This is a genomic window from Sphingomonas trueperi, from assembly GCF_040545965.1.
Taxonomy (GTDB): Bacteria; Pseudomonadota; Alphaproteobacteria; order Sphingomonadales; family Sphingomonadaceae; genus Sphingomonas; species Sphingomonas trueperi_C.
In genome coordinates this window covers 750615-774464 of record NZ_JBEPMV010000003.1, presented here as the reverse complement: position 1 = coordinate 774464, position 23850 = coordinate 750615, and the positions used below count along the sequence as shown (strand labels likewise).

The 23850-nt window shown below is 67.8% G+C and carries 23 protein-coding genes; 15 read left to right on the top strand and 8 right to left on the bottom strand.

What is annotated here, in order from left to right:
* Nucleotides 1-10: 10 nt before the first annotated feature.
* A complete protein-coding gene (locus tag ABIC35_RS11540; RefSeq protein WP_354278442.1) occupies nt 11-1498 on the bottom strand; it encodes a hypothetical protein in 1488 nt (495 codons plus the stop codon).
* 364 nt (nt 1499-1862) lie between these two features.
* Here ABIC35_RS11540 and ABIC35_RS11535 point away from each other — a divergent pair, with 364 nt between their 5' ends.
* The gene (locus ABIC35_RS11535; protein WP_121073793.1) at nt 1863-2684 is read left to right on the top strand and encodes a lectin OAA family protein; all 822 of its coding nucleotides are present in this window, start codon (nt 1863-1865) and stop codon (nt 2682-2684) included.
* Nucleotides 2685-2848: 164 nt separating this feature from the next.
* Here ABIC35_RS11535 and lpdA read toward each other — a convergent pair whose 3' ends face one another.
* The 4 genes from lpdA to ABIC35_RS11515 form a co-directional block, all read right to left on the bottom strand.
* A complete protein-coding gene (gene lpdA, locus ABIC35_RS11530) occupies nt 2849-4246 on the bottom strand; it encodes a dihydrolipoyl dehydrogenase (protein ID WP_121073796.1) in 1398 nt (465 codons plus the stop codon).
* Nucleotides 4247-4348: 102 nt separating this feature from the next.
* A complete protein-coding gene (locus ABIC35_RS11525) occupies nt 4349-4744 on the bottom strand; it encodes an acyl-CoA thioesterase (protein ID WP_121073799.1) in 396 nt (131 codons plus the stop codon).
* Nucleotides 4737-4964 (bottom strand): hypothetical protein, encoded by a 228-nt coding sequence (locus ABIC35_RS11520; RefSeq protein WP_121073802.1) that lies wholly within the window; start codon nt 4962-4964, stop codon nt 4737-4739. The genes ABIC35_RS11525 and ABIC35_RS11520 overlap by 8 nt, the downstream gene beginning before the upstream one ends.
* A gap of 13 nt (nt 4965-4977) precedes the next feature.
* Nucleotides 4978-6279: a pyruvate dehydrogenase complex dihydrolipoamide acetyltransferase gene (locus ABIC35_RS11515; protein WP_121073805.1), complete on the bottom strand. Its 1302-nt coding sequence runs from the start codon at nt 6277-6279 to the stop codon at nt 4978-4980.
* Between the two features lie 130 nt (nt 6280-6409).
* On the opposite strand from ABIC35_RS11515, the gene ABIC35_RS11510 reads away from it, so the two are divergent.
* From ABIC35_RS11510 to ABIC35_RS11465, 10 genes are all read left to right on the top strand, one after another.
* Nucleotides 6410-6865, top strand: coding sequence for a universal stress protein (locus tag ABIC35_RS11510; RefSeq protein WP_121073808.1), 456 nt, complete (start codon nt 6410-6412; stop codon nt 6863-6865).
* A 40-nt stretch (nt 6866-6905) separates the two neighbouring features.
* Nucleotides 6906-8207 (top strand): M28 family metallopeptidase, encoded by a 1302-nt coding sequence (locus ABIC35_RS11505; RefSeq protein WP_121073811.1) that lies wholly within the window; start codon nt 6906-6908, stop codon nt 8205-8207.
* Between the two features lie 68 nt (nt 8208-8275).
* Nucleotides 8276-8998: a response regulator gene (locus tag ABIC35_RS11500; protein ID WP_121073814.1), complete on the top strand. Its 723-nt coding sequence runs from the start codon at nt 8276-8278 to the stop codon at nt 8996-8998.
* Complete coding sequence (locus ABIC35_RS11495; protein ID WP_121073817.1) at nt 8995-10329, top strand: ATP-binding protein; 1335 nt, start codon at nt 8995-8997, stop codon at nt 10327-10329. Before ABIC35_RS11500 ends, ABIC35_RS11495 begins: the two co-directional genes overlap by 4 nt.
* A 109-nt stretch (nt 10330-10438) precedes the next feature.
* The gene (locus ABIC35_RS11490; RefSeq protein WP_121073820.1) at nt 10439-11536 is read left to right on the top strand and encodes a Gfo/Idh/MocA family protein; all 1098 of its coding nucleotides are present in this window, start codon (nt 10439-10441) and stop codon (nt 11534-11536) included.
* Nucleotides 11537-11547: 11 nt separating this feature from the next.
* Nucleotides 11548-13782 (top strand): glycoside hydrolase family 3 N-terminal domain-containing protein, encoded by a 2235-nt coding sequence (locus ABIC35_RS11485; RefSeq protein WP_121079127.1) that lies wholly within the window; start codon nt 11548-11550, stop codon nt 13780-13782.
* The gene (locus ABIC35_RS11480) at nt 13782-15125 is read left to right on the top strand and encodes a GntT/GntP/DsdX family permease (protein ID WP_121073823.1); all 1344 of its coding nucleotides are present in this window, start codon (nt 13782-13784) and stop codon (nt 15123-15125) included. The genes ABIC35_RS11485 and ABIC35_RS11480 overlap by 1 nt, the downstream gene beginning before the upstream one ends.
* Nucleotides 15126-15136: 11 nt before the next feature.
* Entirely contained in the window at nt 15137-16189 is a 1053-nt protein-coding gene (locus ABIC35_RS11475) for an SMP-30/gluconolactonase/LRE family protein (RefSeq protein ID WP_121073826.1), read from the top strand.
* Nucleotides 16190-16219: 30 nt separating this feature from the next.
* Nucleotides 16220-16954, top strand: coding sequence for an NUDIX hydrolase (locus ABIC35_RS11470; protein ID WP_121073829.1), 735 nt, complete (start codon nt 16220-16222; stop codon nt 16952-16954).
* Complete coding sequence (locus tag ABIC35_RS11465) at nt 16951-17682, top strand: extensin family protein (RefSeq protein WP_121073832.1); 732 nt, start codon at nt 16951-16953, stop codon at nt 17680-17682. Before ABIC35_RS11470 ends, ABIC35_RS11465 begins: the two co-directional genes overlap by 4 nt.
* 6 nt (nt 17683-17688) lie before the next feature.
* Here ABIC35_RS11465 and ABIC35_RS11460 read toward each other — a convergent pair whose 3' ends face one another.
* Entirely contained in the window at nt 17689-18240 is a 552-nt protein-coding gene (locus tag ABIC35_RS11460) for a hypothetical protein (protein ID WP_121073835.1), read from the bottom strand.
* A 465-nt stretch (nt 18241-18705) separates the two neighbouring features.
* On the opposite strand from ABIC35_RS11460, the gene ABIC35_RS11455 reads away from it, so the two are divergent.
* Nucleotides 18706-19191 (top strand): CHAP domain-containing protein, encoded by a 486-nt coding sequence (locus ABIC35_RS11455; RefSeq protein ID WP_354278441.1) that lies wholly within the window; start codon nt 18706-18708, stop codon nt 19189-19191.
* On the opposite strand, the gene msrB is transcribed toward ABIC35_RS11455, so the two are convergent.
* Nucleotides 19192-19683, bottom strand: coding sequence for a peptide-methionine (R)-S-oxide reductase MsrB (gene msrB / locus ABIC35_RS11450; protein WP_121073841.1), 492 nt, complete (start codon nt 19681-19683; stop codon nt 19192-19194).
* Between the two features lie 227 nt (nt 19684-19910).
* On the opposite strand from msrB, the gene ABIC35_RS11445 reads away from it, so the two are divergent.
* The 3 genes from ABIC35_RS11445 to ABIC35_RS11435 are packed head-to-tail and all read left to right on the top strand — an operon-like array spanning nt 19911 to nt 22424.
* A complete protein-coding gene (locus ABIC35_RS11445) occupies nt 19911-21155 on the top strand; it encodes a DUF3419 family protein (protein ID WP_121073844.1) in 1245 nt (414 codons plus the stop codon).
* The gene (locus ABIC35_RS11440; RefSeq protein ID WP_121073847.1) at nt 21152-21817 is read left to right on the top strand and encodes a class I SAM-dependent methyltransferase; all 666 of its coding nucleotides are present in this window, start codon (nt 21152-21154) and stop codon (nt 21815-21817) included. The genes ABIC35_RS11445 and ABIC35_RS11440 overlap by 4 nt, the downstream gene beginning before the upstream one ends.
* 43 nt (nt 21818-21860) lie before the next feature.
* The gene (locus ABIC35_RS11435; protein ID WP_121073850.1) at nt 21861-22424 is read left to right on the top strand and encodes a Uma2 family endonuclease; all 564 of its coding nucleotides are present in this window, start codon (nt 21861-21863) and stop codon (nt 22422-22424) included.
* 6 nt (nt 22425-22430) lie between these two features.
* Here ABIC35_RS11435 and hemA read toward each other — a convergent pair whose 3' ends face one another.
* Nucleotides 22431-23675, bottom strand: coding sequence for a 5-aminolevulinate synthase (gene hemA / locus ABIC35_RS11430; RefSeq protein WP_121073853.1), 1245 nt, complete (start codon nt 23673-23675; stop codon nt 22431-22433).
* Nucleotides 23676-23850: the final 175 nt, after the last annotated feature.

Here is a 23850-nt window from a genome sequence, read left to right as displayed (position 1 = left end):
GAGGGCGCGTTCAGAGGGGCGGCAGCGCCGGTGGCAGAGTCCAGCGCGCGACGATCACCACCGCGGCGACTGCCACGACGCCGAGCACCGCAACCAGCACACGGTGCGGCGGCGGCCGGGTACCGCTGGCGGCGAGCAGCGCCAGCCCGGCGGCAAGCATGCCCCAGACATGGTAGCGATAGTCCGAGGCGACCCCGACCACGCCGAACGCCAGTTCGGTGAGGATCGCCGAAAGCGCCAGTGTCACCGCCAGACCGCCCGCGCCGTCGCGCGCCGGCCAACTGCAGAACAGCACGCCCAGCGCCACCGCGAACCACAGGATCGGCGCCCCCGCCGCACTGCTCGCGAGGGTGTAGCCGAGCTTCTGGAAGCCGGTGATCCGCTTGTCGGGCGGGGCGAGGCCGAGCGTGTTGGGCTCGGAGCGCGCCAGCGGCCCGGTGCCGGGCATGGTGGCGGGCATCCAAAGCCGCATCTCGCTGTTCCAGTGCGCGATCCGGTGCTCGGCATAGGCCAGCGGATGGATGGCGATGGCCTCGATCCACGCGCTGCGCAGCTTGTTGCCGGGCGCGGCGCGCTGGAGGGTGTCGACGATATAGCCGCACGCCTTTTCGTCGCCGATCGGGTCCCACAGGATCGAAGTGAGGCAGCCCCTCGCCTCGGCGCGGCGCCACAGTCGGGCAGGCACTTGGGGCACCGCCTGCGGGCCGGCATGATGGGCGATGCCGGCGAGATCGAACAGCGGCAGCGAACGCTCGACGCCGCTCGGCGCGGCGTGCAGCAGCCGCTGGTTGATCGGCGTCAGCACGCCGATAACCGCGGCGGTCGCGGCGAGGACCAGCACCAGCTGGAAACGGGGTCGATCCCAGCGCCAGCCGCCGAGCACGCCGAAGGCGAGCGGCACGGTGGCGAAGGCGGCGTTGAACCGCACCAGCGTGGCGTAGCCGAGCAGCACCAGCACCAGCGCCGCCGCCCAGAACGGCAGTCGCCGGTCGTCGAGCCGCCACCAGCTCGCCAGGCCCACCGCGGCGAGGATCGCGCCCGCCATCTGCCCGTCCTTGAGCACCGCGACCTGCCAGCCGAGCACCGGCGGCCAGATGCCGAACAACAGCACGACGAGCGCGGCAATCGACTGCCCCCGCCGGGCAAGTGCGCCGGCGAACAGTGCCAGCCCGCTCCAGTAGAGCAGCACCTGCAGCACGAACATCGGCGCCTGCCCGCGCCAGCCCAGGCCGTGGAACAGGGCCCAGAGCCGCGCCATCGCCGGCGGGTGCCAGTCGTCATACTCGCCGCGCAGCACCTGCTGATACTGGACGACGCTGTCATAGCTGGCGACGCCCGGCCAGAAGAAGGCGAGGGTGATGCCGGCAAGCAGTACCGCGACGACCAGCGCCGACAGTGCCTTGCGCCGGGTGCCGATCGGCCGACGCTGCACCGCTCGCCCGCTCCGGCCGATCGGCGATCCGCCAAAGGCCTGGGAACGCGAGCGGTGCATGGTCATCGAGCTGCTTTCCTGGCGGACGAGTGGCGCGCGACTCTAGGAGGGAACGCCTCGCGACGCTAGCGCTGGCCCTCGCGCCCGGAGGGCGGTTCGTCGGCGGAGCAAGCAAATTGCGCAGAGTATACCGGCAGATACTTCGCTTAGCTGTAAAGTGCGCTACGTACTTATTGCGAAGTAATCCAAGTAGCGTAAAATGAATCTGTGGAAGCGAGTCGTCGCGCCCACGGGGTGGCAAAACAACGATATAACAACCGTAAGGAGCAGGGTTGGCCCTATAGGCCAAGTCTGTTTGCAGTCGTTTGCATTCGCTCCGTCAATGCGTGGCAAACGATGCCCGAATGTACAATCTGGCAGGAGAGGAACAATGACGGTCTATGCGATCCAGAATCAATGGGGTGGCAGCAGCGCGCCCTGGCACGAAGGCGGCATCTTCAACATCGGCAACCGCGCCGACCAGCGCCCGATCGCGCTGAAGATCCAGTCGGGCGACGGCGGGCACAGCTTCACCGGCACGATGACCTATCAGGGCGAGGGCCCGATCGGCGTGCGCGCGACGCTGGTGACGACCAACAGCTATCGCGTCGAGAACCAGTGGGGCGGCCCCAATGCGCCGTGGCACGATGCCGGCCTGTTCCTGCTCGGCGCGCGCAACGGCCAGAATGCGGTCGCCTTCGATCTCCATTCCAATGACCAGGGGCAGACGCTCACCGGCACGATGCGCTATCAGGGCGAAGGCGATATCGGGGTGAAAGCGGCCGTGTCCGACGGCGTCGCCTATGACGCGCAGAACCAGTGGGGCGGCGACCAGGCGCCGTTGCATCCCGGTGGTCTATGGGTGCTCGGCTGCCGGCCGGACCAGCCGGTCGTCGCGATCGACGTGTCGAGCGGCGACGCCGGCAAGACGCTGGCGGGCTCGATCACCTACAAGGGCGAGGGGCCGATCGGCTTCCGCGGCACGCTGATCATGGCCAACACGTACAGCGTGGTGAACCAATGGGGCGGCAACGACCAGCCCTGGCATCCGGGCGGCACCTGGGTGCTGGGCTGCCGCACCAACCAGGGCGTCGTGGCGATCAACGCCAAGGGCAGCGGCGCCGAGCTCGACGGCACGATGACCTATCAAGGCGAAGGCCCGATCGGGCTGGAACTCGAGCGCGCGTCCCAGCAGGCGCTCGCCGAGGCTTGAGGGCTCAGCCCGGCTACGATGTCGGGCTTGTCTCGATGTGTTCCCCCGCATCGAGGCCAGCAGGGCGGCGCGACGGCGCGGCCTGAAACGGCTCCGGCCCGGTGAGTGCCCGGGCCGGAGCTTGTTTTTTGAAGGCGGGCGGCGCGGGGTGCGCCGCCGCCGGATCAGATGTGGAGTGCCTTGCCGTAGGCGCCGAGCACGGCCTCGTGCATCGTCTCGCTGATCGTCGGGTGCGGGAACACCGTTTCCATCAGCTCGGCCTCGGTCAGCTCGCCGGTCTTGCCGATCGTGTAGCCCTGAATCATCTCGGTCACTTCCGCGCCGATCATGTGCGCACCGAGCAGTTCGCCGGTCTTGGCGTCGAACACGGTCTTCACGAAGCCTTCCGGCTCGCCCAGCGCGATCGCCTTGCCGTTGCCGATGAACGGGAAGTTGCCGACCTTGACCTCGTAGCCCGCTTCCTTGGCCTTGGCCTCGGTGAGGCCGACGCTGGCGATCTGCGGGTGGCAATAGGTGCAGCCCGGGATGTTGCGCGGGTCCATCGCGTGCGGGTGGCCGCCGTTGATCGCCTCCACCGCGATCACGCCCTCATGGCTGGCCTTGTGCGCGAGCCAGGGCGGCGCGGTGACGTCGCCGATCGCCCACAGCCCGTCGACATTGGTGCGGCAGGCACCGTCGGTGACGATATGGCCGCGCTCGGTCTTCACGCCCAGCGTCTCCAAGCCGATGTTCTCGGTGTTCGGCACGATGCCGATCGCGACGATGACGTGGCTGAATTCCTCGACGGTGACCTTACCGTCCTTGTCCTTGATCGACGCCTTCACGCCCGTTGCAGTCACGTCGAGCTTGTCGACGCCGGTCTGGGTGAGGATGGTCATCCCCTGCTTCTTGAACGCCTTTTCCAGGTGTGCGGAGACGTCCTTGTCTTCCACCGGCACGATCCGGTCGAGCATTTCGACGATCGTAACCTTGGCGCCCATGTCGTTGTAGAAGCTGGCGAACTCCACGCCGATCGCGCCCGAGCCGATGACCAGCAGCTTGGTCGGCATCTCGGTCGGCGTCATCGCGTGGCGATAGGTCCAGATGCGCTTGCCGTCGGCCTTGGCGAAGGGCAGGTCGCGGGCGCGGGCGCCGGTCGCGACGATGATGTTCTTCGCTTCCAGGTCGGTCTTCTTGCCGTCGGCCGCGGTGACGGTCAGCTTGCCCTTCGCGGTGAGCACGCCGGTGCCCATGTGCACGGCGATCTTGTTCTTCTTCATCAGGTGCGTGACGCCCTGATTGAGCTGCTTGGCGACGCCGCGCGAGCGCTTCACCACCGCGTCCAGATCGGCGCTGATCTGGTTGGCGATCAGGCCGTAATCCTTGGCGTGCTGCATATAGTGGAAGATTTCCGCCGAGCGCAGCAGCGCCTTGGTGGGGATGCAGCCCCAGTTGAGGCAGATGCCGCCGAGCAACTCGCGCTCGACAATGGCGGTCTTCAGGCCCAGCTGGGCCGCCCGGATCGCCGCGACATAGCCGCCGGGGCCCGAGCCGAGAACGATGACGTCGTAGGATTCAGCCAAGACTTGCTTCCTTCTGCTCCCTTCCCATCGGCAGGGGAGGGCTGGGGAGTACATAATGCGGAGCCGGCGAATTGCATGCGCCGCCCGGTCTCCGCGGGTGCGTTACGCGATCTGTTCCACCGGCCGCGGGCGCTTTTCGGAGTCGATCGCGACGAACACGAAATGTGCCTGGGTGACGAGGCAGCTTTCCTCGACATGCCGGCCGCGGCGCCAGGCCTGGACCTCGATGGTCATCGAGGTGCGGCCGACCTTGACCAGCTCGGCATAGACGGACACCTCGTCGCCCACCGCGACGGGGGAGTGGAACTTCATCCCCTCCACCGCCACCGTGACCGCACGACCGCGGGAATAGCGCGAGGCGAACAGCCCCGCCGCCATGTCCATCTGGCTCATCAGCCAGCCGCCGAAGATGTCGCCATAGGGATTGGTATCCGCCGGCATCGTCGTCACCCGGATCGCCGGCTGGCGGTCGGGCGGGCCGCCCTGTTGATCAATCATCGCGAGCAGCCTCCTTGTGTCCGTTCAGCCTGGCACGATCCTCGGCATAGGCGCGCCGCAACGGCCCGATGCCCATCGCCACCACCGCCACCATCGCGACATAGGCGACCAGCCAGATGTCGTGGGTGGCGCGGCGGTAGGACCAGGCGGCGAGCGACGCGATGATCCACGCCGCGATCAAGCCCGCGACGATGTGGAGCACCTCGATGAGAACGCGCACCGCCCGGCTCCGATCAGGCGATCATGCCCATCGGGGCTTCGACGAGTTCCTTGAAGACCTTCATCATCTCGGCCCCGTCGGCACCGTCGATGGCGCGGTGGTCGAAGCTGCCCGTGGCGCTCATCACCGTCGCCACGCCGAGCGCGTCGTCGACGATGTACGGGCGCTTCTCGCCCGCGCCGATCGCCATGATCATGCCCTGCGGCGGGTTGATCACCGCTTCGAACTGCTTGATGCCGTACATGCCCATGTTGGACAGGCTGGCGGTGCCGCCCTGATATTCCTGCGGCTGCAGCTTGCCCTCGCGGGCGCGGGCGGCGAGGTCCTTCATCTCGGTCGCGATCGCCGAGACGCTCTTGTTCGCCGCATCCTTGACGATCGGGGTGATCAGGCCGGTCGGGGTCGACACCGCCACCGACACGTCGGCGCGGCTGTACTTGATCAACTTGTCGCCGGTGAAGGTGACGTTGCACTTCGGGGTGCGCGCCAACGCGACGCCGAGCGCCTTGATCAGCAGATCGTTGACGGACAGCTTCACGCCGCGCGCTTCGAGCGCCTTGTTGAGCTCACCGCGCAGCTTGAGCAGCGCGTCGAGGCGGATGTCGACCGTGAGATAGATGTGCGGGACGGTCTGCTTCGACTCGGTGAGGCGACGCGCGATCGTCTTTCGGATGTTCGAGAGCTTCTCTTCCTCGTGCGGGATCGAGTCGTCGAACCAGACCGCCTTGGTCTCGGCGGGTGCGGCGGCCGGAGCAGCCGTCGGGGCGGGGGCCGCGGCAGCGGCGGCCGGTGCGGCAGCCGGGGCCGCGCCGGGCTTGGCGCCTTCGACGTCGGCCTTGACGATGCGGCCGTTCGGGCCCGAGCCGCTCACGCCGGCGAGGTCGACGCCCTTGTCGGCAGCGATGCGGCGCGCGAGCGGGCTCGCCTTGACGCGCGAACCCGAGGCGGCGGCCGGCTGGGCCGGTGCCGGGGTCGGCGTGGGAGCAGGTGCGCTGGCAGCCGGAGTCGGCGCCGGAGCAGGCGCAGGGGTCGGGCTCGGCGCGGGGGCGGCGGTGGCGGACGACACGTCCTCGCCTTCGCCGGCCATCACCGCGATCACGGTACCGACCTTCACATTATCGGTCCCTTCGGCGATCATGATCTTCCCGATCACGCCTTCGTCGACCGCTTCGAATTCCATCGTCGCCTTGTCGGTTTCGATCTCGGCAAGCAGGTCGCCGGATTTCACCGTGTCGCCTTCCTTGACGAGCCACTTGGCAAGCGTGCCTTCCTCCATGGTGGGAGAAAGTGCCGGCATCTTGATTTCGATTCCCATGAAGGTTCCCGTCGTTGGTCCTGGGGGTGGCTGGCCCCTCCTTTGCCGCCGCAGTCCCTAGGGTCAAGCCCCGCTCTTGCGCTGCGGCCCGCACCGGTCCACGTAACGCAGGATTGCAAGGAAGGCCCCCATGCGCACCTATCTGGTGGTGATCGACGATTCGCCCGAGGCCGAAATCGCGCTGCGCTTCGCCGCCCGGCGCGCCAGCAAGACCGACGGAAACGTAGAAATCCTGGCGCTGATCCCGCCTGCCGAGTTCGTCCAATGGGGCGGCGTGATGGCCACGATCGAGGAGGAAGCGCGCGAACGCGCCGAGGCGCTGGTGATGCGCGCGGCGGGTACGTTGTTCAGCGAATCCGGCCTGACGCCGTCGATCACGGTGCGAGAAGGCGATGGGCCGAAGGTGGTGCGCGAGATGCTCGCGGCCAATGGCGACATCGCCGCGCTGGTGCTCGGCGCCGCGCCGAGCGGGCCGCCGGGCAAGCTGGTCGCGCACTTCACCGGTGCGGATTCGGGCAAGCTCACCGTGCCGGTGATGATCATCCCCGGCTCGCTCGACATGGATGCGATCGACCGGCTGAGCTGAGTCGATTGACCGGCGCGGCCGGGCACGTCAGCATAAGCCCATGCGCATCCTTGCTCTTTTGCCGCTCGCCCTGCTCGCCACGCCCGCCTTCGCGCAGGATCGCCCCGATCCGCAGCGGCTGAAGGCCACCGTCGAAAAGCTGGTAAGCTTCGGGACGCGCCACACGCTTTCCGACCCCGACAATCCGACGCGCGGCATCGGCGCGGCGCGGCGCTGGTTCGGCGGCGAACTCACGAAGATCGGTGCGGCCTGCGGCGGGTGCATCGAGACCAGCGAGGTCGCGCGCGAGTTCAAGGGGCCGCGGGCGCCAAACGGGGTGCGCATCGTCGACGTGCTCGGCATCCAGCGCGGCAGCGAGCCGGGTCGCGTGGTCATCGTGATGGGCCATATCGACAGTCGCGTCACCGACGTGATGAACGCAACCGCCGACGCCCCCGGCGCCAATGACGATGCTTCGGGCGTGGCGCTGGTGCTGGAATCGGCGCGCCTGCTCTCCAAGCACAAGTTCAAGGCGACCATCGTCTATGCCGCGCTCTCGGGCGAGGAGCAGGGGCTCTACGGCGGGCAGCTGCTGGCGGAGACGGCCAAGGAACGCGGCTGGACCGTCTCGGCGGTGCTCAACAACGATATCGTCGGCAACACGATCGGCCAGGACGGGCGCCGCGCGGCGGACCGCGTCCGCGTCTTCTCTGAAGGCGCGCGCGACTCCGAAACCGTGGCGGAGGGAAAGGCGCGGCGTGCCGATGGCGGCGAGGATGATGGCCCCAGCCGCGCGCTCGCCAAGGCGATCCGCGGTGTCGCGGCGGCGGACGGGGCGGGGCTCAAGGTGCTGATGGTACGGCGTCCGGATCGGTTCGGCCGGGGCGGCGACCATTCGCCCTTCCTGACACTGGGCTATCCGGCGGTGCGCTTCTCGGTGGGCGTCGAGAATTACGACGCGCAGCACCAGGATCTGCGCTCGGAAGGCGGCAAGGTCTATGGCGACACGGTCGACCGGATGGACTTCCCCTATCTGGCGAAGGTGACCGCGCTCAACGTCGCGACGCTGCGCCGCCTGGCCAGCGCCCCCGCCGCGCCCGAGCCGGTGATCCTCAGCGGCGCTCTCGCCACCGACACCACGGTGAAATGGCCGGCCGTCGCCGGTGCAGCCAAGTATCGCGTCTATTGGCGCTCCGCGGACAGCGACGCCTGGACCAACCATGTCGATGTCGCGGGCGACAAGACCGAGACGGTGCTGAAGTCCATCATCGTCGACGACAGCTTCGTCGGCGTCGCGGCGGTGGCAGCCGACGGGGCGGAGAGCCTGGTCAGCTTCGGCGCGCGGCCGGTGCGCGAACGTTGAACCTTCGGTCGCAAGGGTTCATAGGGGCGGCCAGCGGGGGCCAATTTGTTGAAGAGTCGAGTTTGAGTATGGCAACCCATCCCGCTTCCGACGATCCCGCCACGCTGCTCGTGGTCGACGACGACCGTGACATCCGCCTTCTCCTCGCCAACAGCCTCGGCGCGCGCGGCTACCGCGTCGAGACGGCGTCAAGCGCGCGCGACATGGACGTGATCCTCGAGAAGATGCCGGTCGACGTCGTGATCCTCGACGTGATGATGCCGGGCGAGGACGGGCTTTCCGCCTGCCGCCGCATCGCCACCGCCGACGGCCCCGACGTGATCCTGCTGAGCGCGCTCGGCGAGGAGCAGGACCGCATCCTCGGGCTCGAGGTCGGCGCCGGCCATTATCTCCCCAAGCCGTGCAGCCCGCGTGAGATCCTCGCGACCGTGCGCGCGGCGCTCCGCAAGCGCGGCACCACCGCGGCGCCGCCGGCGGGCGACGTCTACACCTTCGAGGGCTGGCGGATCGACCTGGGCAGCCACGAGCTGTTCGATCCGGACGGCGTGCTGGTCGGCCTCACCGACGGCGAGTTCGCGGTGCTGCGGGTGTTCATCGAGCGTCCGCGCCGGGTACTGACCCGCGAGGCGCTGCTCGCCGCGGCGCGCGGTCCGGATTCGGATGCTTACGACCGCGCGATCGACGTGCAGGTCAGCCGCTTGCGCCGCAAGCTGCGCTCGGGGGCGGACGAGATCATCCGCACCGTGCGCAACGAAGGCTATCTGTTCGTCCCCCGCGTGACGCGCGCATGAGCAAGACGGCGGCGGCATCCCGTTCGCCGCTGTTCCTGCGCATCTTCGTGCGGATGCTGGCGTGCGTCGCGGTGGTGCAGCTGCTCAATTTCGGGCTGCTGTTCGCGATCCAGACACCCAATCCGAAGCTGCATACCGTCGGCCAGATCGCGCAGGCGATGCGCAATCCCGCCGCGGCGCCGGATGGCTTCGAAGTGCTTCGGTCGCCCGCGGTGGAGCGTCAGCCCTGGAACCCGCGCGCCGAGCGGACCGAAGTCGCGTTGGCGACCGCGCTTGGCGTGCCCAGCGAGAATGTGATCCTGCGCTTCCCCGTCGGCTTCTTGCAGCGGCCGCAGGTCTATAACCGCGCAGGTCTGCCGCCCGCACCGGCGCCAGCCAGCGCGGCGGCGGCGCAGGACGTGGTGGTCACAGGAAGATTCGAGGCGTCGATGAAGCTGCCAGACGGCGGCTGGCGGACGGTAACGCCGGGCGAAGGGCTGGAGCCCTGGCGGCTGTTCGTCATCGCCTGGCTGGTCTTGTCGGCACTCGCGGCGGCGGTATTCGCCTGGGCGATGGCGCAGCGCTTCGCCCGCCCGATCGGCGCCTTTGCCCGTGCGGCCGAGCGGCTCGGCCGCGATCCGCGCGCGCCGCCGATCGAGCTCGATGGCCCGGCCGAGATCGCCGAGGCGGCGCGCGCCTTCAACGACATGCAGGCGCGGCTCAACCGCTATGTCGACGATCGCGCGACGATGATCGCGGCGGTCGCGCACGATCTGCGCACCCCGTTGATGCGACTGGGGCTGCGCGTCGAGGATGCCGATCCGGGCATCCGCGCCGCGTGCGAAGGTGATATCCGCGAGATGCAGGCGATGATCTCGGCGGTGATGGCCTATGTCCGCGACAGCAGCCGCATCGGCGTGCGCCGCCCGCTCGACCTGCGCTCGCTGGCCGAGACGGTCGTCGACGACGCCGCCGATCGTGGCGCCGACGTCAGCCTGGAACTGGGCGATCCGGTGGTGATCGAGGCGGACCCGGTCGCGCTCAAGGCGATGCTGGCCAATCTCGTCGGCAATGCAGTCAAATATGCCGGCGGGGCCGAGCTGGTGCTGTCGGCGCGCGACCATGAAGCGGTGATCGCGGTGCGCGATCGAGGTCCGGGAATCCCGGACGAAGACATGGAGCGCGTGTTCGATCCCTTCTTCCGCGGCGAGCGCTCGCGCAACCGCGACACCGGCGGCATGGGGCTGGGGCTGGCCAGCGCGCGGGCGACGGCGCGAGCGCATGGCGGCGACATCACGCTGCATCGGCGCAGCGGCGGCGGGCTGTGCGCCACCGTCACGCTTCCGCTTTGATTTCAGCCGCTTCCATCTACGACCCCGAGACGCTGGTCCGTCCCTCCCATTGTTGATACCGCTGTCGGTCGCGCGGCACCAAACGCCGCCGGGGACGAGGAGGAGGATCATGGGAACGCGACGCGACGTGCTCGGCGGGATCGGCGCCGGGGTCTTGGCCAGTGCACTCGGCGGATCGGCGGCGCAGGCCGCACCCAAGCGCAAGCTCGGCTATGCGATCGTCGGTCTGGGCTATTACGCCACCAAGCAGATCATGCCCAACCTCAAGGACTGCGAGTTCGCCGAACTCAAGGCGCTGGTCAGCGGCACCCCGGCCAAGCTGGAGAAGTACGGCGCCGAATACGGCATCCCCAAGACCCATCAGTACAGCTACGAGACCTACGACCGGATCCGCGACAATCCGGACATCGACATCGTTTATGTCGTGCTGCCCAACTCTATGCACGCCGAATACACGATCCGCGCGCACCAGGCCGGCAAGCATGTGATGTGCGAGAAGCCGATGGCGGTCTCGGTCGCCGAATGCCAGGCGATGATCGCGGCCGCGAAGAAGGCCGGCAAGAAGCTGATGATCGGCTATCGCTGCCATTTCGAGCCGTACAACCTCAAGGCGATCGAGACGGTGAAGTCCGGCGCACTCGGCAAGCCGACGCTGATCTTCGCCGAGCACGGCTTCTACGCGGGCCCCAACCAGTGGCGGCTCGACAAGGCGCTGTCCGGCGGCGGATCGATGATGGACATCGGCATCTACAGCCTCAACGCTGCCCGCTATCTGTCCGGCGAAGAGCCGGTCGAGGTCACCGCGATGGAATATACCGATCGCAGCGATCCGCGCTTCAAGACGGTGGAAGACCGGATCGACTGGCAGTTCCGCTTCCCCAGCGGGCTGATCGCCGATTGCGTGTCGAGCTACAGCTCGAACCACAACCATTACCGCGTCACCGGCCGGAAGGGTTGGGTCGAGCTGGAGCCCGCCACCAATTACGAGGGGCAGGAGATGTGGACCCGGCTCGACGGCAAGCGCGAGCAGGTGGTGCTGCCCAAGCCGGCCAAGAACCAGTTCGTCCGCCAGCTCGACCATCTGCCCGAATGCATCATGAGCGGGCGCGAGCCTATCGTCTCGGGCGAGGAAGGGCTGCGCGACATGCGGCTGATCGAGGCGATCTATCGCGCCGCCCGCGAACATCGCGCCATCACCCTTGCATGAAGAACGGACGCATGAATCGACGTGACGTACTGGCGGCGGGCGCGATGCTCGCCGCTTCTGCATGGACCCCGCTCGCCCGGGCCGCCCGACCGCTGGCCGCCGACCACCGCGCCCGCATCCAGGCGCTGCTCGGCCAGATGACGCTCGCCGAGAAGGTCGGGCAGATGAACCAGATCGCGGGCGGGCGGCAGAAGTCGCTCAACTCCAAGCTCGATGCGGCGATGCTCGATCGGGTGCGCAAGGGCGAGATGGGCTCGTTCCTGCACGTCGCGGGTGCCGAGCCGCTGCGCGACCTGCAGCGCGTCGCGGTGGAGGAATCCCGGCTCAAGATCCCGCTCCTGTTCGCGATGGACGTGATCCATGGCTATCGCACCATCCTGCCGGTGCCGCTGGCGCTGGCGGCAAGCTGGGATCCCAAGGTAGCCGAGCAGGCCGCGCGGATCGCGGCGGAAGAGGCCTGGGCGGCGGGGCTGCACTGGACCTTCACCCCGATGGTCGACGTCGCGCGCGATCCGCGCTGGGGCCGCGTGGTCGAGGGCGCGGGCGAGGACGCCTATCTCGGCAGCCGCATCGCCGAGGCGCAGGTCGTCGGCTTCCAGGGTGCCGATCTCGGCAAGGGCATGCGGATGATGGCCTGCGCCAAGCATTTCGTCGGCTATGGCGCGGCCGAGGGCGGTCGCGATTACGACAGCGCCGAGGTCGGGCCGAGGACGCTCAACGAAGTCTATCTGCCGCCCTTTCATGCCGCGGCGCGCGCGGGGGCGGGCAGCTTCATGACCGCGTTCAACGCGCTCGACGGCGTGCCGATGACCGCCAATGCCGATCTGGTGCGCGGCTTCCTGCGCGCCCAGTGGCACTATCAGGGGCTGGTGGTGAGCGACTGGAATGCGATCCGCGAGCTGGTCAACCACGGCATCGCCGCCGATGCGCGTGAAGCCGCGGTGCTGGCGCTCAAGGCCGGCGTCGACATGGACATGGCGAGCGGCAGCTACGCGACGTACCTCGCCGAAGCCGCGACGGCGGACGCGTCGCTGTTGCCGTTCATCGACGAAGCGGTGGGCCGCATCCTCGCCGCCAAGGCGCGGCTGGGACTGTTCGACGATCCCTATGGCTTCGGCGATCCGGCGCGTGACAAGGCGCCGCTGCGGCGGACCGAGGCGCGCGATTTCGCCAAGCGCTCGGTGGTGCTGCTGCGCAACGAAGGCGCGGTGCTGCCGCTCAAGCCGGGCGCCAAGCTCGCGCTGATCGGCGCACTGGCGGACGATGCTTCCTCGGCGATCGGGTCTTGGCGCGCACGGGGCCAGGCGACCGACGCGGTGACGCTCAAGGCGGCGCTGGCGGGTGCCGACTATCAGCCGGGCACCGATGTGGCGGCGGCGGTCGAAGCGGCCGAACGGGCGGACATCGTGCTGGTCGCGCTCGGCGAGGATTTCAATCGCACCGGCGAAGCGCGCAGCTATGCCGAGATCGGCCTGCCCGATGGCCAGGCGGCGCTGCTGGAGGCGCTGAAGGCGACCGGCAAGCCGATCGTCGTGATCCTGATGGGCGGCCGCCCGCTGGCGCTCGGACGCGAACTAGCCGGGGTGCCTGCTGTGCTGCAGACTTGGCTGCTCGGCATCGAAAGCGGCCCGGCGATTGCCGAGATCCTCACCGGCAAGGCTGCCCCCGGCGGTCGCCTGCCGATCGGCATGCCGCGTCGGACCGGCCAGTCGCCGCAGAGCTATGCGCATCTGCCCACCGGCCGCCCGGCCAACCCGGACCTCGCGGTGGACAGCGCGCGCTATCACGACACGGACATCGGCCCGCTCTTCGCCTTCGGCCATGGCCTCACCTATGGCGAGATCGCCTATGGCCCGCTGTCGCTGAGTGCCGAGACGCTTACGCCCGGCGGTAAGATCACCGCCTCGGTGCAGGTCACCAATCGCGGCGCGATGGCGGTGGAGGAAGTGGTCCAGCTCTACGCCAACGATCCCGTCGCCTCGGTCTCGCGACCGGTGGCGGAACTGCGCGGCTTTGCCCGTGTACCGCTCAAACCGGGCCAGAGCCGCACCGTCCGCTTCACCCTGAGCCCTGAGCAGTTCGCCTTCTGGCGCGACGGCAAGTGGATCGTCGAGGCGGGCGACATCCGGCTGATGGCCGGCGCCTCCTCGGCCGACCTCAAGAGCGAAGCCAGGTTCCGCATCACCGCGGCTGCCGAAGGGCGGGTGCCTGCCGCGTCGCTTGCCACCAAGGTGGAGGTCGCGTGATGGGCGAGCCCTGGCATACTTTGCTCATCGTCGCGGGCAGCATCGCGACCGTCATCCTTCTCGTGCTGCGCCTCAAGCTCCAGCCCTTCGTCGCGCTGCTGCTGGTGGCGTTGGCGACGGGTCTGGTCTTCGGCAACGATCCGCAGGCGGTGATTGCGGCGATCAAGAAGGGCACGGGCGAGGCGCTAGGCTCGGTCGCGGTGGTGATCGGGCTCGGCGCAGTGCTGGGGGGCATGCTCGAAGCCTCGGGCGGCGTGCAGGCGATCGCGCGGCGGCTGCTCGATCTGTTCGGGGAGAAGCGCGTCCCCTGGGCGCTGACCGCGATCGGCATCATCATCGGCGTGCCGTTGTTCTTCGACGTCGCCTTCATCATCCTCGCGCCTTTGCTCACCACGCTGGCGGTGCGGGCGGAGCGGCGCGTCACCTATTTCGCGCTGCCGCTGCTCGCCGGCCTGATGACGATGCACGCGCTGCTGCCGCCGCATCCGGGACCCGTCGCGGTGGCCGAGCTGCTCCACACCGATTACGGACGAATGGCGCTGTACGGCCTGATCTGCGGCATCCCCTCGGCGATCCTCGCCGGGCCGGTGTTCGCCAAGCTGGCACATGGCGCGCCCGGCTATGGCGCGATCGGGGCACCGCCGATGCTCGACGAGGGTGCGCCGCAGACGGGTGCGGTCGGCTTCGGCCCGGCGCTTGCCGCGATGCTGCTGCCGCTGGCACTGATCCTGATCGGCACGGTGGCGAGCGAGGCGATGGCGCCGGGGCTGGCGCGCTCGACGCTCGTCTTCCTCGGCCACCCCTTTACCGCGCTGATCCTCGCGGTGCTGGGCGCGATGGCGTGGCTGCGTTTCAAGGCGGGGGCGGGGTTCGAAACCCTCTCCAGGATCAGCACCCGCGCACTGGAGCCGGCGGGGCTGATGGTGCTGATCATCGGCGCTGGTGCGGCGTACAAGGAAGTACTGATCGACTCGGGCGCGGGCAAGCAGATCACCATGGCGGTGCAGGCGGCGCAGGTCTCGATTCCTGTCTTCGCCTTCCTGCTCTCCGCCTTCGTCCGCGTGGCGCAGGGGTCGGCGACGGTGTCGATGGTTACCGCGGCGGGGCTCGCCGCGCCGTTGATCACCGCGGCCGGGCTGGGGCCCGACCGCATCGCGCTGGTCACCGTCGCGATCGGCGCGGGGGCGACCGTGGCGAGCCATGTCAACGACACCGGCTTCTGGCTGGTGAAGCAATATCTCGGCCTCACCGAAGCGCAGACCTTTCGCAGCTGGACCATCGGTGCCACCATCGCGGGGCTGACCAGTTTCGCCATGGCGCTGCTGCTATGGCCGTTCGTCTGAGGGGGATTTCGATGCTCGCCACCACCCGCCGCACCCTGCTGGGCGGCCTTGCCGCGCTGCCGCTGCTGCCGGGCATCGCCCGCGCGGCGGGGGCGGGGACGATCACCCGGCTCGACCCCGAACTCGACACGCTGCTCGATATCGAGTCGCCGCTCGAGGTGATTTCCAGCGGCATCCAATGGGCCGAGGGGCCGGTGTGGATCCGCGACGGCGCGGTGACCGGCGGCGCGGCGGGCGGCGCGAGCGCCTTCGATCGCAGCTATCTGCTCTTCTCCGATCCGCCGGCGAACATCGCCTATCGCTGGGACGGCAAGGAAACCCAGCCGTTCCTCGTGCCCTCGGGCCTCGCCGGGCCGATCCCCAAGGGTGTGCGCGAGGCGGGATCCAACGGCATGATCCAGGGCCGCAGGGGCGAGCTGCTGATGGCCGACAGCGGCACCCGCGCCATCGCGGCGGTCGATCTGGAGACCAAGGAAAAAACGATCCTGGCCGGCAAGTACCAGGGCAAGCGCTTCAACAGCTGCAACGACCTGGTGCAGGCGAAGAACGGCGCGATCTATTTTACCGACCCGCCCTATGGCTTCACCGAGGGCGACCAGTCGCCGCTCAAGGAACTGCCGTTCAACGGCGTGTATCGGCTCGACACCAACGGCACGGTGCATCTGATCGAGTCGAAGCTGACTCGGCCCAACGGCATCGGCCTCTCGCCCGATCAGCGGACGCTCTACGTCTCGGTCTCGGACGATGCGGCGCTGTTCACCTGGGCGTACAGCCTTGGCGAGGACGGTCTGGCGACCGGGCGCAAGCTGTTCCTCGACCACCGCGCCGGCGCGGCCCAGGGTCTGCAGGGGCATCCGGACGGGATGAAGGTTGCGGCAAGCGGGCATCTCTATGCCAGCGGGCCCGGCGGCATCCATGTCGTGGCGCCGGACGGGCGGCGGCTGGGGCTGATCTCGACCGGCAAGAAGGCGGCCAACTGCTGCTTCGGCGAGGATGGGAAGACGCTGTTCATCACCTCCAGCGACCAGGTGTTCCGCCTGCGCCTGCGCGCCTCCGGCTGGTAAGCCGCGGACACCCGACGTAGAGCCGGGGCGATGTCGACCTCCGAAGCCATCCCCGCCGCCACCGTGATCGTGATGCGCGAGGTGGCGGGCGGGCCGCCCGAACTGCTGATGGTCGAGCGTTCGCGGGCGATGGCGTTTGCCGGCGGCGCGCTGGTATTTCCCGGCGGCCGGATCGATCCGGGCGATCATCTCCTGACCGACAGCCATGAAGACGCCGCTGCCCGAGTCGCGGCGATCCGCGAGACGATTGAAGAGGCTGGGCTGGCGCTGGGGTTAACCTGCGACTCCGCCACGCTCGCCACGCTGCGCGCGGCGCTGCATCGGGGCGAGCCCTTCGCGCAGCTGCTGTCCGAGGCGGGTCTGACGCTGGATCTCGACGCGCTGGTGCCGTTCGCGCGCTGGCTCCCCTACGGCCTGCCGCATCGCGTGTTCGATACCCACTTCTACCTCGCCCGCGCGCCCGAGGGGGCCGCGCCGCAGGTCGATGGCAGCGAGAATGTCCGCTTGTGCTGGATCACCGCGCAGGGCGCGCTGGATCTGGCCGATCGTGGCGAGGCGATGGTGATCTATCCTACCCGGCGTAACCTGGAACGGCTGGCGCTGTTCGACGGTTTCGACTCGGCGATGGCCCATGCCCGGAGCTTCCCGATCGAGCCGATCACCCCCTTCGTCGAGTCGCGGGACGGCGTCGACTGGCTGTGCATCCCCGAGGGGCTCGGCTATCCCGTCACCGCCGAACGCATGGACCGCGCGGTGCGGGCGTGAAGGCCCTGAAGCAGACGATATGGCTGCTGATCGTCATCGCGCTGATCGCGGGGGGCGCGCTGCTGTTGCTGATGTGGACGCGCAGCCGCCCGCAGGACGTGCCTTGGACCCCGCTCGACCTGTCGCAGCCGATCGGTGCCTTCACCGGGCGCAAGCTGGCGGGTCTGGGGAGCGATGATGGGCAGTGTCGCGCGCTGCTCACCCAGGCGGGCGTCCGCTACGAGAAATTGGCGCCGGTCCAGCGGCAGGGCGAATGCGGCTATGCCAATGGCGTGCGCTTCACGCAGGGCGGGTCGCGCTCGATTTCCTTCAGCCCGGCATCGCTCGGCACGGCCTGCCCGGTCGCGGCGGGGCTGGCGCTGTGGGAGTGGGATATCGTCCAGCCCGAGGCGCAGAAGCATTTCGGCACGCGCGTCGTGCGGATCGAGCATTTCGGCAGCTATTCGTGTCGCCGCATGTATGGTCGCACCACCGGGGACTGGAGCGAGCACGCCAAGGCCAATGCGGTCGACATCGCCGCGTTCATCCTCGCCGATGGGCGGCGGGTGAGCGTGCTGAATGACTGGAAGGGGGAAGGGGACAAGCCGGCCTTCCTGCGCGCGGTGCGCGACGGCGCCTGTCGGCTGTTCGCGACGGTGCTGTCGCCCGACTACAACACGGCCCACCGCGACCACCTCCATCTCGACCAGGCTGCACGCGGCGAGATGGGGTGGCGGGCCTGCCGCTGAGTGAACTCAGTTCGGCAGGGCGTTGGTGTCGATCTTCTCGACCCATTGCGGGAAGAAGCTCGGCTGCCGGTTCGACCAGCCCGAGGCGGTCGCCGCGGCTTCGCTGATCGACTGGAGCAGCTTGCGGCGCAGGTCCGGGTGGAGATGCGGCAGCGCCGAGGCCGAGCAGAAGGCCGCAGGCAGCCACGGCCGCACTTCCGCGCCGAGCAGCCGCTCGTAGAGGAAGCGATAGGAGGAGAAGCTGGTCAGCCGGCCCTGGCCGAGGTCGAATGCCGAGAGCGTCACCAGCGGCGCCATGAACGGCTCGATCCCATTGAGATCGCTGTCGTTCGGCATCATTGCGCGAATGTCCTTGAGGCGCTCGTAGATGCGCGCCTGGGCGCGGATGCTGGCGGCTTCGACCACGTCGCGCGACCAGCGCGAAAGGGCGTCGTCGCGCTCCAGGCCCACGTCGAGCGACCGACGCACATAGCGCTGGGTGCCGGCGGCGAAGCCCGCGAATTCCTTCATCTCTGCCAGCGTCATCGCGCCTTCGGCCGGTTTTGCTCGTGCAGCCATTGTACGTCTCCCGCTCGGTTCCTTTTGGCCCGTGGGATGGATCATGCTCCGCACTGGTTAACGCAGAGCTTAATGACCCCCTCCGTATCCCCACGAGCATTGGACGCTAAAATGCGCTGCGATGCAACATTGGTTTGCGACGAAGCGATGACACTAAGGGAACATCCTTAGGTCTATGAAATCGGGCCGTATTTTCCCTTATGGCCTTGTCCGTATCTCATATCGGGCAATCGGTTGCGCGCCGCGCGGCAAGACGGTTTTGGCGTTGGTTCCCGCCGTTCAGAAACGGTTCAGCGCACCTCGTCGGCGCATTCCAACGGTTCGTCGGATCGGCGAACCGCAGGGGTGTACTGCCGTCCTATAGTTTGGGTACCAACCCTCAACCACTTCCTTTCCTGACCGGGGGGTCCAAAGATGTTCACTCGTTTCGCAGCGCGTTTTGCGCTGATGGCGGCGTGCGCCCTGATGACTGTCGTTCCCGCTCAGGCGAAGGGCACTTTCTGGCAGTGCGTCACGTTCGCCCGCCAGGCTTCGGGCGTCGAGCTTCGCGGCAACGCTTGGACCTGGTGGGACCAGGCCGCCGGCCATTACCAGCGCGGCGAGACCCCCAAGGTCGGCGCGGTCATGTCGTTCCAGCGCACCGCCCGCATGCCGATGGGCCATGTCGCAATGGTGTCGCAGATTGTCGGCCCGCGCGAAGTGCTGCTCACCCACGCCAACTGGTCGACCCCCGGCGCCGTCGAGCACGACGTTCGCGCGGTGGACGTCTCGGCCGCCGGCGACTGGAGCGAAGTGCGCGTGTGGTATGGTCGCACCGGCAGCCTCGGCCTCTCGGCCTACCCGGTCAACGGCTTCATCTATCCGGACGCGGCACCGGCGAGCGACTGGGCGAATGTCCAGGTCGCCGCGCTCAGCCTGCCGACCCTGACCCAGATCGCCTCGATCAACTGATCAGGCGCGCGGCGTGAAGCGCAGCGCCACCCCGTTCATGCAATAGCGTTTGCCGGTCGGCTTCGGCCCGTCATCGAAGACATGGCCGAGATGGCTGCCGCAGCGGCGGCACAGCACTTCGGTGCGCTCCATCCCCAGGCTGCGATCGCTCCGCGTCACCACCGCATTGGCGAGCGGCTGATAGAAGCTGGGCCAGCCGGTGCCGCTGTCGAACTTGGTCGCGGAATCGAACAGGGGCAGCGCGCAGCCGGCACAGCCGAACACGCCCTTGCGATGTTCCTTGTTGAGCGGGCTGGTGAAGGGATATTCGGTCCCGCCGTTTCGCAGCACGTTATAGGCCGCCGGGCTCAGCTTCTTCTTCCATTCGGCATCGCTCAGCTTGAACGGGAAGTTCGGCAGCGGCGCGGCGGGGGCGCTGCTGCACGCGAACAGCGGCAGGGCAATGGCGCTTGCGCCGGCGGCGGCGAGCAACTGGCGGCGATCGATCGGCATGGCGAACCTCTTGGGATGATGATCTCGATATAGGTTCGGTCCGCGCGGCCGAAAGGTTGCAGCCCCTTCGGCACTTTCTTTCCGCCGCCTCGCTGCGGCAACTCGCATGGTGAAGGATTGATTTCCCGGGGCCGCTGTCACAAGGCTGCAAAGCTTTTGTCACAGGGGGTGTGGGGAGCTTGTTCGGCGGGGCGCCGGGCGGGCTGGTTCGCCGGGAGTTGTTTCGAATGTCATCTATCGCCAAGGCGCCGAAGAACGATGCGGTTCGCGGTGCGGTGCATCGCCACGAACATCTCTCGAAGGAAGGCATCCTCGAGCGCGCCTTCACCTTCGCGTTTCGGGGCCTGGTCTATGCCCAGATCTGGGAAGACCCGGTGATCGACATGGAAGCGCTGCAGATCACGCCCGAAAGCCATATCGTCACGATCGCCTCGGGCGGCTGCAACGTCTTTTCCTACCTGACGGCGAACCCGGCGAAGATCACCGCGGTGGACCTCAACCCGGCGCATATCGCGCTCAACAAGCTCAAGCAGCAGGCGGCGCTGCGGCTGCCGGACTATGAGGCGTTCCACCGCTTCTTCGGTCTGGCCAACCGGCCGGAGAATATCGGCGCGTACAAGACGTACCTCCGCGGTGCGCTCGACGACACCTCGCGGGCCTATTGGGAAGGTCGTGCGCCGAACGGCGTGCGCCGGATCAACGGGTTCAAGACCGGCTTCTACCGCCAGGGCCTGCTCGGCCGATTGATCGGCTTCGTCCACTGGCTGGCACACCGCTACGGCATCGATCCCAAGGAAATCCTCGCCGCGAAGAATATCGAGGAGCAGCGCCACATCTTCGAGACGCGCTTCGCGCCGTTCTTCGACAAGAAGCTGCTGCGCTGGATGGTCGACCAGCCCGCCGCGCTGTTCGGCTTCGGTATCCCGCCGGCGCAGTATGACCTGCTCAAGGTCGACGACCAGGAAGGCATCACCGGCGCGCTGCGCAGCCGCCTGCGCAAGCTCGCCTGCGACTTCGACCTGAAGGACAATTTTTACGCCTGGCAGGCGTTCGGTCGCGGATACGGCGAGCATGAAGGCGCGCCGCTGCCGCCCTATCTCGAGCGCAAGAACTACGAGCTGGTGCGCGACCGTGCCGACCGCGTCGAGATCCGCCACACCAACTATGCCGATTATCTGGAATCGATGCCGGCCCAGTCGCTCGATCGCTACATCCTGCTCGACGCGCAGGACTGGATGACCGACGAGCAGCTGACCCGGATCTGGACCGAGATTACCCGTACCGCCAAGCCCGGCGCGCGCGTGCTCTATCGCACGGCCGCCGTGCCGGACGTGGTCCGTGGCCACATCCCCGACGAGCTGATGAACCAGTGGCAATATGAGGACCAGGCCAAGCTCGACGACTGGACGCGCCGCGACCGCTCGTCGGTCTATGGCGCGACCCATGTCTGGACGCTGAAGCCGCACGCATGAGCGGGCAGGCAGGGGCGGCCGATCAAAAGGGGCTGATGGATGCGACCTATGCACTCCATCGCCACTTCTACGATCTCACGCGCAAATTCTATCTGCTCGGCCGCGACCGGCTGATCCGCGAACTGGCGCCGCCGCCGGGCGGCACGGTGCTGGAAGTCGGCTGCGGCACCGCGCGCAACCTGATCGTCGCGGCCAAGCGCTGGCCCAATGCGCGCTTCCACGGCTTCGACATCAGCGAGGCGATGCTGGATACCGCGCGCAAGTCGGTGGCGAAGCACGGGCTCTCGGACAAGATTACCCTGGCGCAGGGCGATGCCGGGTCGTTCGACGTTCAGGCGCTGTTCGGGCTTACCCAAGTTGACCGCGTGTTCATGAGCTACACGCTCTCGATGATGCCGCCGTGGAAGGAAGCGATCGCGCTTGGCGCCAAGGCGCTGGCGCCGGGCGGCAGCCTGCACATCGTCGACTTCGGCCAGTATGAGCGCCTGCCCGGCTTCGCCAAGCGCTTCCACTTCAAGGAGCTCAACGCCTTCCACGTTTACCCTCGTGCCGACCTGCGCGCGGTGGTGGAGGCCATCGCGGCCGAGCAGGAGCTGACGGCATCGTTCCGGTCGTCGTTGCGCGGCTACACGTGGAGCGCGGGGCTCAAGCGGCCCGCCTGAGCGCTATCGCCTCGGAAGTACCTGCCGTGCTACACTGCACGACATGAACCAGCAGGTCCGCCTCGCATCCAACAAGGAGTGGGCGTCGCCGTTCACGGCGGACGATTTCCTGCACATGCTCGAACTGGGGGCGTTCGAGGATATGCGGGCGGAACTGGTCCGGGGGGAAATCGAAAAGATGATGCCGGCCGACTGGTCGCATGGCGAGCTGAACGCGCGCCTGATCGGCTTGCTTTTCCCCCTCGTGCAGGCTGCGGGGACGAAAGCAGGCGCGGATGTTGTCATTCGCATCGATGCGCATACGGTCCGTGCTTTCGATATCGCTGTTCTGCGCCCTGGCGCGCTGCCGCAAAAGGCGCTGCGCGGCGAGGAAGTGCTGTTTGCGATCGAAGTGGCGGAGACGACGCAGAAGCGCGACCTCGGCGAAAAGCGCGAGGAATATGGCGCGGCTGGCATTCCGGCGTATTGGGTTGTCGACAGCGTCGCGCGGGTGACCCACTGCTTCGTGCTGGACGCTAGCGGCACCGCCTATGGCGAGGCCAGGATCGTGCCGTTCGGTGAACCGATGGACGTGCCTGGCCTCGGCGGCCAGATCACCCTCGACTGACGGCGCTCAAGCCGCCAGCCGAAGCTCCAGCCGGCCCCAGATCTCGACCAGCGCATCCACCAGCTCGCGCATCATCGCCTCGTCGTGCGACGGGCCGGGGGTGAAGCGCAAGCGCTCGGTACCGCGCGGCACCGTCGGGTAGTTGATCGGCTGCACATACACGCCGTACTCGGCGAGCAGCACGTCGCTGATCTTCTTGGCCTTGACCGGATCGCCCACCATCAGCGGCACGATGTGGGTGGTGGAGGGCAGCACCGGCAGCCCGGCGTCGTTCATCAGTTGCTTGAGCATCGCCGCGGCGGCCTGCTGGCCCTCGCGCTCGACGCTGGAGCTCTTCAGGTGCCGCACGCTCGCCAGCGCGCCGGCGACCAGTACCGGCGACAGCGAGGTGGTGAAGATGAAGCCCGGCGCATAGCTGCGGATGACGTCGATGATCACCTGGTCGGCAGCGATATAGCCGCCCATCACGCCGAACGCCTTGCCCAGCGTGCCTTCGATGATCGTCAGCCGGTCCGCGAGGCCCTCACGATCCGCGATGCCGCCGCCGCGCGGTCCGTACATGCCGACGGCATGGACCTCGTCGAGATAGGTCAGCGCATTGTACTTGTCGGCCAGGTCGCAGATCTCGGCGATAGGCGCGATGTCCGCGTCCATCGAATAGACGCTCTCGAACGCGATCAGCTTCGGCACCGAGGGATCGTCGGCGGCGAGCAGTTCTTCGAGATGGGCGACGTCATTGTGGCGCCATACCCGCTTCTCGCAGCCGGAATTGCGGATGCCGGCGATCATCGAGGCGTGGTTGAGCTCGTCCGAATAGATGATGCAGCCCGGCATCACCTTGGCCAGCGTCGCCAGCGTCGCTTCGTTGGAGACATAGCCCGAGGTGAACAGCAGCGCGTTCTCCTTGCCGTGCAGGTCGGCCAGCTCGCGCTCGAGATCGATGTGGTAGTGGGTGTTGCCGCCGATGTTGCGCGTGCCGCCGGAGCCTGCGCCGACATCATGCAGCGCCTCTTCCATCGCTGCGATCACCTTGGGGTGCTGCCCCATCGCCAGGTAATCGTTCGAGCACCACACCGTAATCGGCTTCGGCCCGTTATGCCCGGCGAAGCAGCGCGCATTGGGGAACATCCCCTTGTTGCGCAGGATGTCGATAAAGACCCGGTAGCGCCCCTCAGCGTGGAGGCGGTCGATGGCCTGGGTGAAGACCCGCGTATAGTCGATCGCGGGCGCGGAGGCGTCTTGGCGCTGCATGGAAAATCTCTCTACGCCTTAATTTTCAGCAATTCTAGCACGTGAACCACCGTATAGGATCAGGATTGCTCCCAGTGCATGGCCGGAGGGCATGCGCGCGGGAGATAGGGGTTGTCCGCCGCGTCTGCAGCATCGGGGCGATGAAGAATATTGCGGTCGGTAGTCGATGATTGCG